The sequence below is a fragment of the Oceanobacillus caeni genome (assembly GCF_019037185.1).
Lineage (GTDB): Bacteria > Bacillota > Bacilli > Bacillales > Amphibacillaceae > Oceanobacillus > Oceanobacillus caeni.
The window spans coordinates 17,741-31,033 of record NZ_JAHHXM010000036.1 but is presented as its reverse complement, the minus strand read 5'-3'; the positions used below and the strand labels follow the sequence as shown (position 1 = coordinate 31,033).

Below are 13,293 nucleotides of genomic sequence, written 5' to 3'. Positions count from 1 at the left end.
TCTTTGGCATAATCTGAAATGGTATCATCTATTACTTTTCTACGATACTTCACGACTAACACAAGATGATAATACATTGAGAATACTGAATGGTTATTACTATCTAATTTCATTTTTATATCAATCCTTATGTTTTATAAGACTGATCATACCTTAACGAACAATAAAGGCAAAAGAAAAAGCCTTGGGGCTGTCGCCCAACCGAAATTCATCTCCCCCTTACCATTGGGCTACGCCCTTCACACGCTTGAAGAGGGAGACTTCTTTCGGAAGTGCGTTAAAGAATGACAGGTAAGGGGTTAGTAATTGTATGGAAAAGAGAGAGAAGATCAATAGACATCCGAAGAGGAAGTTTAGGAAGCTATTCGTTTCTATTGCATTATTTTTCTTATTATCTATGATCGGAAAGATCCACATTGATACAAATACTTTTAAATTAAATCGCATATCGCTTCAAAGCAGTAAGCTAGCCGTGGGCACAGAGATAAGCCTTTTACAGATAACGGATGTACATAGTAAGGTATTTGGGAAAAATAATGAAGAGCTAATAAAACAAATTCAAGATTTAAACGTAGATATGATTGTTCTAACAGGAGATTTAATTGATCGAAAAACATCGGATTTTCAAGATGTTTTTCATTTAATTGATAAGCTAGTTCAGATCAATCCACAAACCTATTTTGTCACAGGGAATCACGAATGGGATAATCCAAGAAAGAAAGAATTCTTGTCTGGCCTTAAAGCAAGGGGCGTTACATTACTAAGCAATGAAAATATCGAATTGAAGAAGAATGGATCCACATTTCATATTATTGGTATAGATGATGTATCAACAGAGCGGGAGAATATGGAAGAAGCATTTTATCAGGTAAACGATCAAGTATATAATATTTTACTTTCCCATTCTCCAAGCGTTATACAGAAATATGCGGATCTTCCTGTAGATTTAGTACTAAGTGGACACACACATGGTGGGCAAGTAAGGTTGCCATTAATCGGTGCAATTGTTGCTCCTGACGAGGGGCTTTTTCCACATTTGCAAAAGGGAATCTATAACATAAAGGATAATAGCTTTTTATATATTGATAGCGGTCTAGGCACAACTGCATTACCTATACGGTTCCTCAATCAAAGTCAAATAAGTCTTATCACCATTCGCTCGAACGAATAGGAATTGCACGGAAATTACCTATTATCGCTGGTTTGTTATTATCTTGTGCAGTCATTGGCGGGAACTTTACCAATTCCCCTAATATAGTGATTGCCTTTATGTCCATCGCATTTTTGGGCCAAGGGATTGCGTCAACTGTAACAGGCGCACTATTGTCTGATATTGCTCCAAAAGGAATGGTGGGTATAACAGGTTCCTCTCTATACTTTGTTGCTAATATCGGTGCCGTCAAAATTACTGTGCGGTATAGCCCCCATCCACAAGGAGTGTTGTACCATTAACAAAACTAGCATCATCACTAGCTAAGAAAAGAACTGCTTTTGCTATTTCTTCTGGCTTTCCAAGTCTACCTTGTGGGTGAAGCGAAGCTAAATGTTCTTTAGCTTTAGAATCAACTTTAGTTAGTAAAGGAGTGTCAATATAACCAGGGCAGACTGCGTTAACACGAATTCCGTCCTTTGCATAGGCTGTACATAAGTTTTGCGTTAATAGCTTCACGCCCCCTTTAGCTGAGGAATAAGCGGTTGGGTTTGGCAAGGAAACAAAACTATGAATGGATCCAGCATTAACAATGACACCACCTGTACCTTGTTTTTGAAACTGTTCAATCGAATATTTATCAGAAAGGAATACTCCTGACAAATTAATATCAATGATTCGTTTCCATTTTTCATAGGATAGTTCGTGTGCTGGTGCATCATCGGCAATTCCAGCATTCGCATACATAATATCCAGTTTTCCGTATTGCTTCACGGTTTCGTTAATCATTTGTTTAATATCTTCTTCTTTGGTTACATCCGTTTTAACAAATAACGTGTCAAATCCATTTGAATTCAACTCTTCTGATAGATTGTTACCTCGTTCTGAAAGGTCAGCAATAACTACCTTTGCTCCTTCTTTAGTAAAAAGACGTACAGTTGCTTCGCCAATTCCACTTGCTCCACCTGTTACAATTGCTACTTTATCCTTTAATTTCAATTCAATCACGCATCCTTTCAACATCTATTTTAAACCTTCATTTTGTATTCTATCCAACAAAGCGCTTTGTAATATTAAATTCATATTATCCATTATAGGGTTTCTTAAATAAAAGAGAACCGGTAAAAAGACAAGAAAAAGAGGGGTTCCAAATGGAAAACCCTCTATACATAAAAAACTATTGCATCGGCGGGAAATACCCATCTGCATCGAACTTCATTTCATGTAAATCCTCTAATACTTCGATGTTGTCATTATCTTTCAATTCATTAAAAATTACTTCTGATACAAAAAGCTCTCCGATATGAAGTGTGTTTGGTATCCTCACGATTCTTGCCTCGTTAGCTGGAATACCCCATGTAGCCCGGAGAGCTGCTTCTAACGCCTCACGGTCGTTATCAAGGACAATAGGAATTTTAGCTCTATCTAGAAATGTACTTGTTACAACATTTTCATTCATAGCTTTTAAATCAATTTTTTCAAATAAACGCTTCGTTGTTAAATCAGCTAGGCCGATTCCTAATGCATTACCATGACTCGCCTCACTTAGGTTAGAGGCAATAACATATTTTATACTTGGCTTTTCTGGCTCTTCTACTCCTAATACACGGATCCGACCAATGATATTCGTATCCATACCTGTTCCACTATAGTTTTTACCGATTTCATCAACGACTAATATATCCATTTCGTCAACTGGTAAACTTGGCATCAAGGCAAATGCTCGTTTCAATAATTCTCTTTCGCGTTCTTCAATTTGGTCTGGATTAATTGCTTCAATAATCGCTGTTTCTTCATGCGCGTTTTCTACAATCGCTATACCAAACAGTGTATTTGAATTGCCAATGGCCACTTTACCAACCTCAGGCATCATATCACGAATTCCTCTAATACCATGCGTATGTAGCGCTAATGCTTGCTTATGTTTGCCCATGCCTATTGACGCCATTTTTAAGATACCACTTTCAATATCCTTTTTAAAATCAGTATGTGGCTTCACACGCCCCATCACAATAATTCCATCCGCATGGTAAGCATGTTGATCAACATAAACAGGGATTCCTGCTGATGTTTTGCCAACCTCTACAACTTCCATGGAAGAACGGATCTCACAGCCGGTTGATTCCTCTGTCACACCAAGTCCATCTAATACTTCGATTTGTCCTTCAGCAGTAGCACCACCATGACTTCCCATTGCAGGAATAATAAATGGTGTTGCACCTCTTTTTTTAATTTCATCCGCTACGCTTTTAACGATGAGTGGAATATTAGCAATCCCCCGGCTTCCAACAGTAATCGCAATTTCCATGCCTGGCTTAATCTTTTCGTCCGCTTTCACTTGGTTGAATTGCTCTGAAACTGTTCCAACAATATCGTTCAGACTTTCCACTTGAAATCTTTGTCTTATTTTTGCAAATTTCGGTAAAGACATTAAATGTCACTCCTTTCGTATTTCTTTTGCCCAGTATTTATGTTAAATATCCCCGTAAAGCGGAATAAATATATCATTCTTCAACATTTTCATGACATAAAGACGCTACGTTTTCTTCTACTTTGAACCTTAAGGCAAATGCCTTAGTTACGTTTACGAAAATAGGAAAGTGCTATACTTCCCTATTTACCAATGAAGCAAGAGGTTGATAACAACCTCTTGCTTAACTTTTTATAATTAATTTTCAGGTGCTAATTCAACCGCCATGCGTAGCGCTTCTTTTAGTGATAGCTCGTCCGCAATATTTTTACCAGCGATATCAAAAGCCGTTCCATGGTCAACACTAGTACGTATTGTTGGAAGACCAACCGTAATATTTACTCCAGCTTCAAGACCTAGAACTTTAATTGGTCCATGTCCTTGATCGTGATATTGCGCAACAACGATATCAAAGTCACCTCGTTTTGCTCTAAAGAATAAGGTATCTGCCGGAAGCGGTCCTTGTACATTAATTCCTTCTTCCTGTGCCTTTTCGATAGCTGGAATGATTTTTTCCTCTTCTTCGCCATGTCCAAAAAGTCCATTTTCTCCAGCATGTGGGTTAATTCCACAAACTGCGATACGAGGGGATTTAATTCCTGCCTTTTGTAGTGTTTCATGTGCAAGTTTAATAACTGTATATTGACGATCGACATTAATCTTATTAATGGCATCAATTAGTCCAACATGTGTTGTCACATGAATGACTCTTAATCCAGGGGCAGATAGCATCATTGCGAAATCTTTCGTATTTGTTAGTTCTGCTAAAATTTCTGTATGTCCAGGATAGATGTGACCTGCTTTATGAAGCGCTTCTTTATTCAATGGCGCTGTACAAATTCCTTGGATTTTTCCTTCATTGGCATAAGAAATTGCTTTTTCCAAATAACGGAATGCAGCGTTTCCTGCTTCAGAAGAAACTTGTCCCCATGGTAAATCTTCAGAAACTAAATCTAAATCAATAATATCAATTGTACCATATTCGTACATTGCATCTTCGGGTTGTGAAATGCTATTTAATTGAAGCTCCAAATTTGTTACTTGTAGCGCCCTTTTTAAAATTTTGGCGTCACCGACTACAAATGGACGGCATCTTTCATAAATATTTTTGTCATTTAAGGATTTGGCGATAATCTCAGGGCCTACTCCTGAAGGATCGCCCATTGTAATTGCAATACTTGGTCTTTTAGAAGCCATCATAATATCCTCCTATTTTCATATCTTATTTCGCCAAGCCTATTGTAAATGTCGACCATAAGCTTGGCGTTATCACTTTACTTCGCTTATAACAAATTATTAGTTATTTCTTTTCGTATATCCATGCACTTCGGTAACTGTTTGAAGAGCTTTAGTAAGTGCCTGCTCGGAACCAAATGCACCCGCTTTTGTTACAACGGGAAGGCCGTCATATAAACCACCAAATAACTTACCATAAGGGATTCCTGCTTCAACTTCTCCAATAACTTGAATTCCCTCACCTTTTAATGCTTTACATGTAGCTCCTGCAATATCCCCACCTGTTAAAACAGCACCGCAAATGTCATTCTTTTCAATTAACTGACAGGCAATAATCCCCATTGATTCAGCAATAGTATGCCCTACTTCAAAATTCGATAAATCAAGTTCATGTTTCCGTTGTTTCACTCGATCCATCGCCTCTTGCCCACGATCAGTCTTTATTACTAAATCGCCTTTTTTCAGTAATGCTTGACCAGCATGAACAATACGATTAATCTCACGCTTTCGCTCATCTTCATAAAAGAATGCTTCCGGAGAAATAACAATTTCTTCTACAGTATTCCCTTTTTTCAAATCATGAATCTGTTGATGCGTAATCGTGTTCACACTACCCGCCACTACTAATACTGGTGGACGTTGTTCTATTCGCTTGTTAAGTACTACCTCTTCATGGTTACCTGTGTTTGAAAAGTGAGAGGCCACCCCTGCCGAGCCAACCCAAAGGAACTCCTCTTGTATCATTTCAGCAGCATCAACAATCGTTTTGAGCTCTTCATCTGTCGTTGCATCCATGACAACAATTTTGGAAGAATCATCTGTGGTTTTCTCCATCATTTTTTCAAATAAGTGACGTTTCCCTTTTCGTACATCCGAAATGGAGATTAGTTCGACATTGCGCTTACTTTGCTCCTGTAATAGTTTCGGAAGGTAGCTTTCTTTCACCGGGCAGGATGGATCATTTGCAATTTCCGACTCCGCTAATAACACCCCGCGAACATAGTGCTTTCCATCTACGGTTGTTCGCTTACTTTTTGGAAAAGCTGGTACGACAAATGAGGTCTTAAATTGAAATACGTCCATTACTGCATCAATTTCTTGACCAATATTTCCTCTCATGGTTGAATCGACTTTCTTAAACACGTTTGTTACGCCTAATTTGTTTAATTCAGTTGATAGATTGAATACAATATCATAAGCCTTTTGAGAATCAAGTGCACGACTATCTGAATTTAAAACAATGACATCTTCACTTAAATGTGCTGGTTGTAAATGTGTATCTGAAAAAAGTACGGTTGTGTTTAACCCTTTTTTCGCAAATTGAACACCTGTATCATTTGCGCCTGTTAGGTCATCTGCTATCACTGCCAGTTTCAACTCATTCGCCCCCCTTCTCAATCATCTCAGTATATAGTTCTTGCGTTTTCACTTATTTCTACTCCTATTATCTATATCGCATTATATTTATCTCGTTCACGTATTCTATAACGCTTTCAGTGATAATTATAAACCAAAATGTTGCATTTAGCAATGTTTTAATTATAATTCTTCATTTAATTCTATTGATGTTGTATTTTGCATCATTTAAATAGAGGGTTTAGCCACAAGAAAAACGCAAGCTATTCTTTTAGCTTGCGCCATAAGGTGGATCGATTAATTCCTAAACGTTTAGCTGCCCTGGATTGATTCATCCCTTCATCCTCAAGGACTTTTGTAATTACTTGCCTCTCAATTTCCTCTAATGTACCGCTAATATCAATATACGATAGCGCATCATTCCACTTCTCTTGTTGCTTCAGTCGTTTAAATACGATATCCACTTCCGCTTTCTCGATATAATAGGATTGTGATTCCAAAAATAATTGTTCCATTACATGTTTTAATTGCCCTACATTTCCTGGCCAATCATAGTCCATCATCTGCTCCAACGCATCATCACGAATCCCGACTACTTTATTCCCATATTTTGGATGCAAATCAGAAATAAATACGGGAACCAATTCCTCCATATCCTCTTTACGCTCCCGAAGTGGTGGAATTTGAATCTGTAATGGAGATAATAATCGGAATAGCTCGCGATGGAAAGTTTTATTTTTAATCCTTTCCTCTATGTTATCCTTGGAAGATACAATCCATTGTGGCTTCTGCTCGCTTTCATCCTTTAGGACACGCAATAACTCCTTCTGCATATAGGAATTCAATTGGTCAATATTTTTTAAGAATATAATTCTATTGGAGTACTTTTGGAAAAAATCATCCTTAATAAGATCTTTCAATTGTTCTGCACTTATTACATCACAACGCAATGTAATTAACGGTTCGTCTGCAGTTTTTCTTTTTAAATAAATGGAATGGGCTACTAATTCTTTTCCGTTCCCTTGTTCCCCCATGATCCAGATAGGCTCCTCACGATCCCCGTATAGATCGATTTGTTCCAACACCTTCTGAATTGCTTCACTTTTCCCCGAAATAGGGGTACGTGAGGCGGATGTATGCAATTCAATTGCGGTTTGATTCGCTTGCCCACTATGCGTAGTTATTTGATTGGAATGTGTCTTTTCAAAAAATAGTGCCACTTTATCCTTGATTGGGCATGAGGTTATTTTCCATAATTTATTATTAATGTAAAGCAATTTTACCTGCTTTTCGTTTGTTAAGGTTGTTTCTTGTATAAGTTTTTTTACATCAGTAGCATTGTCTAAATTTAACCAATGAAATTCGTTATGGAATCGTTCATTCCCATAAACTATTTTCTCATCTTGATTAAAAACCCCGATAGCATGTTCATCACTATCAAGAATTGTTTCCATTAACGTAATATCTCGTTGTAGCCTTGAAAATAAACGATAGGACCTTCTTGTTTCTTCTAAAGCATCCATAATTGCTTCTTTTCCGGATGTAATCAGTACTCCTGTCATCCCTAATTGTTTAGCGGCTTGCATCGTCACTACATCACCGATTACTACCTCATATCCATTCTTTTTTAACCCTGTCAATTTCCCTTTTACTTCATTATCCTTTGTAATCGTTAATGTTTTAATATCTAAATCTAGCAGCTTACATATAGTAGCAGCACCTTGTGTAATATTAGAGAAGCCAACAATAGCAGCCTTACCGGAAAAACCCTTTACAAGTGTTAAAATGCGTAATACATCATAGCCAGAAACTTGAATATCTATCACCGGAATGGATACTGCCTCTTGTATCATTGATGCCGTACCACCACGGCTTATAATAACATGATAACCCTCATTTTCAGCATTCTTTGCAATTGCGACACCTTCATATAAGTTACCTAATTCAATGTGTAATTCAATATCTTCTACTTCTTGACTAACCTCTTTCATCATTTCAAGCAATCCCTCATAAGGGACGACTACCAATGCTTTTATCATTTTATTTCACCTTCTGTCGCAAAAATCAAGTTATGTATTCTATATTTTTCTAATATCTAGCAAACTATAAAGGAACTTAAATGGATTATATAATCTTAACAATCCTTTTAATTCACCTTGTGATTTTACAATTTCACAAAGAGCTTAAAAATAATCTATACTATGCAAATTGCAACACTATTAATTATAAGCCATATTCCTTTAAAGTAAAAGTAATTAGTAAAACGGTTTCACTTGTAATGTTCACCATAATCTATTGAAACAGGAAGAATTATAAGATAAAAAACAACCATTTTATAACATCTATAAAATGGTTGTTTTTTCAGTTGTTTTAAACAATCATATCTAATAATAAAGTACATATTAAACCAGATACAGCAACTATTGTTGAAAGTACAGTATATGTTCCAAAAGCCTCTTTTAATGTCATACCTAGAGACTCTTTAACCATCCAGAAGCCGGCATCGTTAACATGGGATGCAATGGCACTACCTGCTCCAGTCGCAAGTGCAACTAGTTCAAGGTTAACATCTGGTATTCCAGCAAGGGATGGAATAACCAATCCTGCTGTAGTTAACGTTGCAACCGTTCCTGATCCTAAACAAATACGTAATATAGCTGCGACTGTCCAAGCAAAGAAGACTGGCGACATAGACGATCCTGCAAAGATATCTGCAACATAATCACCAACACCACCATCAATAAGCACTTGTTTTAAAGCACCTCCACCGCCGATGATTAGAAGTAGCATACCTAAGGAATTGATTGCGGAAGAGCAAGAATCCATTAATGTCTTAATTGGAATATTTCTTCTCAATCCCATTGTATAAATTGCTAGTAATAAAGAAAGCAACATAGCCATTGATGAATTACCAATAAAGCGAATAAAGTTCACTAGCATATTATCCGAAAAGCCTAGAGCAGGTTGAATCATATCAACGATTGCTCCTAAAGCCATTAAGATCACAGGAAATAGTGCTGTAAATAAACTAATACCAAAACCAGGTGTTTCTTCTAGCTTAAATGTCTTTTGTACACCAAATGATTCACTACCCTCTCTAGTAAAAGCAGTTGGCACAATTTTCTTCGCAAGTTTCGGATACAAGATTCCTGCAAAAATAACCGTTGGGATAGCAACAATAATTCCGTAGATTAAAACTAAACCAATATTCGCACCATACTCCGCAGCTACTGCGGTTGGACCTGGATGCGGCGGTAAGAATGCATGTGTTGCCAAAGCAGCAGTAACCATCGGTAGTCCTAATTTCACGATAGAAACTTTTAATTCCTTTGCAATCGAGAATATAATTGGAACAAGCAATACAATTGCAACTTCAAGGAATAAAGCAATACCAACTATAAACGAAGCAAATAGAACAGCCCATTGAATTCTCTTTTCACCAAATTTATCAATTAACGTTACAGCGATACGGTTAGCTCCACCTGAGTCTGCAATTAATCTACCAAGCATTGCACCCATACCAAAGATTAACGCAATATGAGCAAGTGTTCCACCTAAACCGCTTTCAACCGACTCAATAACTTCCCCCATAGGCATTCCAAGCGATAAGGCTACAACAATCGCAACAATGATTAGGGAAACGAATGTGTTTAATTTAAATTTCATAATAAAAATAAGTAGTAATAGTACCCCTATGGCAACAATTAATAATGGCATAAATTAGTCCCCCTGATGTAATTTTTAGCAGTTCTGTTTGTTTTATATGAAGATGTTGCATTTATTTCTTTGTAGATCACTTATAAGTATGCTCCTACGTTACGCTTTCCATAAATGAACAAGCAAATTTTTTCCGCACCCTATTCAGAGCGCTTACAAATTGGGTTTAAAATAAATATTGAACTTACCTTTACCCCCATTCACCATTTGCGAGCCATAGATAGTTGGCATTTTGTACTAGGTAGTAGCATTTTCCTTGTGACGTCAAAGAGATAATTCACAACACTTTTTTCTATTCACTGCTTGAAATAGTTTATAAAGTACTTAAACTGTTGTTTTTCGCATCAAAGTTATTTTATACTGTGTTAACATTCTTGTCAAGGGAATAAATAGAGTTATTTATGTTTATTTTTTCAACAATTCCTTTTTATTGGATGGTTTGAAGTTCAATTTGAAAGCCAATGGGATACATCCAGCCCCTTCTTTTTTATCCTAAATTACTTCGATTGGCTCAATTGTCCCTCTGACTTAACTTGTCGTATAATGGTGGTATCAACAGAAGATTGGAGAATAGAAATTGTATAAATTAATTGCAATAGATATGGACGGGACTCTTTTAAACGACCGTCATGAAGTACCAGAAGATGTAAAATACACGTTATCTGAGGCAAAAAAGCAAGGAATTAAAATTGTCCTTTGTTCCGGGCGCCCAATTGGTGGCATTCGGAGCTACATTAAAGCACTTAACCTTAATCAAGAGGGTGACTTTGCCATCGCCTATAATGGCGCATTGGTGCAAGATACTCATACAAACGAGGTTGTAGCTGAATTATCACTTGGACATGCTGATTTAGTGAAGTTGTATGAACTTAGTATGGAATTGAAAACACCAATGCATTTCTTTGATACGAAAGGGGTTTATACCCCAAACGCTGATATTAGTGACTATACAGTGTTAGAGGCATATTTAAGTGAAATCCCATTAGGTTATCGCCAAGTAAGCGACATACCAACTAATATATCGATACCAAAAATCATGTTTGTTAATCATCCAGACAAATTAAATCGTACCATTGAAGAACTTCCTAAGAGCCTAAATAAGCAGTATACAATTGTTCAAAGTGCTCCATATTTCCTTGAATTTGTTCATCCTAGTGCAAGTAAAGGAAATGCAGTGAAAATGCTGGCTGAACAACTTGGTATTAAACAAGAGGAAACAATGACGATTGGCGATAACGGAAATGACTTATCCATGATCCGATACGCAGGATGTGGCGTGGCAATGGGTAACGCTATCCCAGAAGTAAAAGCAGCCGCTGACTTCCAAACTCGAAGCAACAATGAAAGCGGAGTGGCCTATGCAATCAAAAAACTTGCTTTAGAACCTTTAAACGAAAACGCCAAATAGAACAAAATACACATACAAGAATCACAAAAATAGGATACTGGTTCGTTTCCAGTATTCTATAAAGAAGACTAACCATCAGTGGGAGCTTTCCTTCATCCCCGACTGATGGTTAGTCGCACTTATCGTACCTTTACGAGCAGTTGATTTCCCACCTACCTTCTTTGTTTCCCCAGAAGCTTGAGGCGGGATAAACCCTTTATCATCCTAATTTCACATCCGAATCCTCATAGTTGCTAGCTGTTTTATGTTTAATAAGTTGCCTTACAAACCACACAAGTACAGCCAACCAAATAACCATTCCTAGAATCATAGAAATACCATAGTCCAGGTTAAAACCCTCTGGCGCATAAAAGACATACGTACTTACTACCGCCGTCATGAATAAAGCTGGAATACTACAGATCCAATGAAACTTATTGTTTTTCACAAGGTACATAGCTGCCGTCCATAACATTACTGCAGCAACTATCTGATTAGATCCGCCAACATACCGCCAAAGGAAACTATAATCAATCGTGGTAAGATATAGCGCAGGTCCTGCTATTGGTATGATAAGTAACGCTAATTTCCCTTTTCCTTTAAAGTCTTTCTTCGTTAGTTGTGTCAATAATTCCGCAAGCATCATTCTAGAAGAACGTAACGCCGTATCACCTGTCGTAATTGGCAGAACAACAATACCCAATATCGCAAGGATTCCACCAAAAGTCCCTAGCGTAGTTAGACTGATTTCATTAACTACTCCAGCAGGACCACCTGCGTCCAGCGCTGTTTGTAATGCACCTGTACTACCAAAAAAGGTCATTCCTGCCGCTGCCCAAATCAAAGCAATAATGCCTTCACCAATCATTGCTCCAAAGAACACTTTTCTACCTTCACTTTCTTTTTTTAATGTTCGAGATAAGATAGGACTCTGTGTACTATGAAATCCAGAAATAGCACCACAGGAAATGGTTACCATTAATAATGGCCAAATTGGCAACTCCCCAGGATGTAAATTACTTAATGTTAAATTGGGGATTGGATGATCAAAAAAGAACATCCCTATTCCAATCGATACAACCATAAAAATTAAGATTGCCCCAAAAACAGGATACACTCTTCCAATTATTTTATTAATCGGTAGAACCGCTGCAAGTATTAGATAAACAAATATAATAATAAGCCATGTCGTAAAATTAAATGGTGTAATTTGTGTTAGTAACTGGGCAGGTGCTGCAGTAAATGCTGCTGCAACCAAAATCATTAAAAATATCGAAACAATCGTAGTGATGATTTTCAACTTTTCGCCTAAATATTTTCCGACAATTGTCGGAAATTGTGCTCCATTATGCCTAAGCGATACCATACCTGAAAAGTAATCATGTACCGCTCCCGCAAAAATACAACCAATAACAATCCATATAAATGCAACAGGGCCATAAAGCGCACCCATTATTGCACCAAAAATCGGACCGGTTCCAGCGATATTTAGAAGCTGAATTAAACTCGCCTTCCACCAACTCATTGGCATATAATCAAGCCCATCGTTACTTGTATAAGCAGGTGTTGGATTTTTGTCATTAATGCCGAAAATCCGTTCAACCACCTTCCCATAAACGATATACCCAACAATTAACAACAAGATGGAAGCTATAAAAGTAACCATCGCCGAACCCCCTTTTCTGAAAATTTAAATATAATAATATACTGAATAGGGTGAAAAATCAATAGTTTTATCATAATTTTCCAGTATTTTTTTACTATTTTAAAAAGGGTGGTTTAATCCATCATTCAAATTTCTCCAATTATAGCTGTCTTATTCCATAAATAAAGGAGACTTCTATCAGTGTGGGGGGTTTCCTTCATCTCCCACCTACCCTTTTTCTTTCCCTAGAAACTTGAGGTGGGAGTCTTACTGCTTGTTTTAAGTGATATAAATAAAAAAAGGGCATAATCTATCCTAATAAGAATAAAATT

11 protein-coding genes are annotated in these 13,293 nt (G+C 37.1%); 2 read left to right on the top strand and 9 right to left on the bottom strand.

The genetic code is table 11. The features are described from left to right. A partial coding sequence (locus tag KM885_RS14955; RefSeq protein ID WP_216884202.1) for a transposase occupies positions 1-113 on the bottom strand: 113 nt, incomplete at its 3' end. 197 nt (positions 114-310) lie between these two features. Here KM885_RS14955 and KM885_RS14950 point away from each other — a divergent pair. Beyond that, entirely contained in the window at positions 311-1,171 is an 861-nt protein-coding gene (locus tag KM885_RS14950) for a metallophosphoesterase (RefSeq protein ID WP_216884201.1), read from the top strand. On the opposite strand, the gene KM885_RS14945 is transcribed toward KM885_RS14950, so the two are convergent. The 7 genes from KM885_RS14945 to KM885_RS14915 all read right to left on the bottom strand — a co-directional run bounded on the left by KM885_RS14945 (position 1,149) and on the right by KM885_RS14915 (position 9,929). Beyond that, positions 1,149-1,403 carry a hypothetical protein gene (locus KM885_RS14945; RefSeq protein WP_047183970.1) on the bottom strand — a complete coding sequence of 85 codons (255 nt, stop codon included), beginning with the start codon at positions 1,401-1,403 and terminating at the stop codon, positions 1,149-1,151. The two genes, KM885_RS14950 and KM885_RS14945, sit on opposite strands and share 23 nt — an antisense overlap. 2 nt (positions 1,404-1,405) lie before the next feature. Then, entirely contained in the window at positions 1,406-2,149 is a 744-nt protein-coding gene (locus tag KM885_RS14940; protein WP_047183978.1) for an SDR family NAD(P)-dependent oxidoreductase, read from the bottom strand. A 178-nt stretch (positions 2,150-2,327) separates the two neighbouring features. Further along, positions 2,328-3,581 (bottom strand): nickel pincer cofactor-dependent isomerase, group 22, encoded by a 1,254-nt coding sequence (locus KM885_RS14935; RefSeq protein WP_216884200.1) that lies wholly within the window; start codon positions 3,579-3,581, stop codon positions 2,328-2,330. Between the two features lie 237 nt (positions 3,582-3,818). After that, entirely contained in the window at positions 3,819-4,817 is a 999-nt protein-coding gene (gene pdxA / locus KM885_RS14930) for a 4-hydroxythreonine-4-phosphate dehydrogenase PdxA (protein ID WP_216884199.1), read from the bottom strand. 99 nt (positions 4,818-4,916) lie between these two features. Beyond that, complete coding sequence (locus KM885_RS14925; protein ID WP_060669119.1) at positions 4,917-6,233, bottom strand: four-carbon acid sugar kinase family protein; 1,317 nt, start codon at positions 6,231-6,233, stop codon at positions 4,917-4,919. Between the two features lie 242 nt (positions 6,234-6,475). Continuing rightward, positions 6,476-8,251 carry a sigma-54-dependent Fis family transcriptional regulator gene (locus KM885_RS14920; protein WP_060669120.1) on the bottom strand — a complete coding sequence of 592 codons (1,776 nt, stop codon included), beginning with the start codon at positions 8,249-8,251 and terminating at the stop codon, positions 6,476-6,478. A gap of 331 nt (positions 8,252-8,582) precedes the next feature. Further along, positions 8,583-9,929, bottom strand: coding sequence for a gluconate:H+ symporter (locus tag KM885_RS14915; RefSeq protein ID WP_047183975.1), 1,347 nt, complete (start codon positions 9,927-9,929; stop codon positions 8,583-8,585). A gap of 577 nt (positions 9,930-10,506) precedes the next feature. Between KM885_RS14915 and yidA the strand changes: the two genes are divergently transcribed. Continuing rightward, a complete protein-coding gene (yidA, locus tag KM885_RS14910) occupies positions 10,507-11,337 on the top strand; it encodes a sugar-phosphatase (protein ID WP_047183976.1) in 831 nt (276 codons plus the stop codon). Positions 11,338-11,536: 199 nt separating this feature from the next. On the opposite strand, the gene KM885_RS14905 is transcribed toward yidA, so the two are convergent. Further along, positions 11,537-12,982: a carbon starvation CstA family protein gene (locus tag KM885_RS14905; protein ID WP_204798031.1), complete on the bottom strand. Its 1,446-nt coding sequence runs from the start codon at positions 12,980-12,982 to the stop codon at positions 11,537-11,539. Positions 12,983-13,293: the final 311 nt, after the last annotated feature.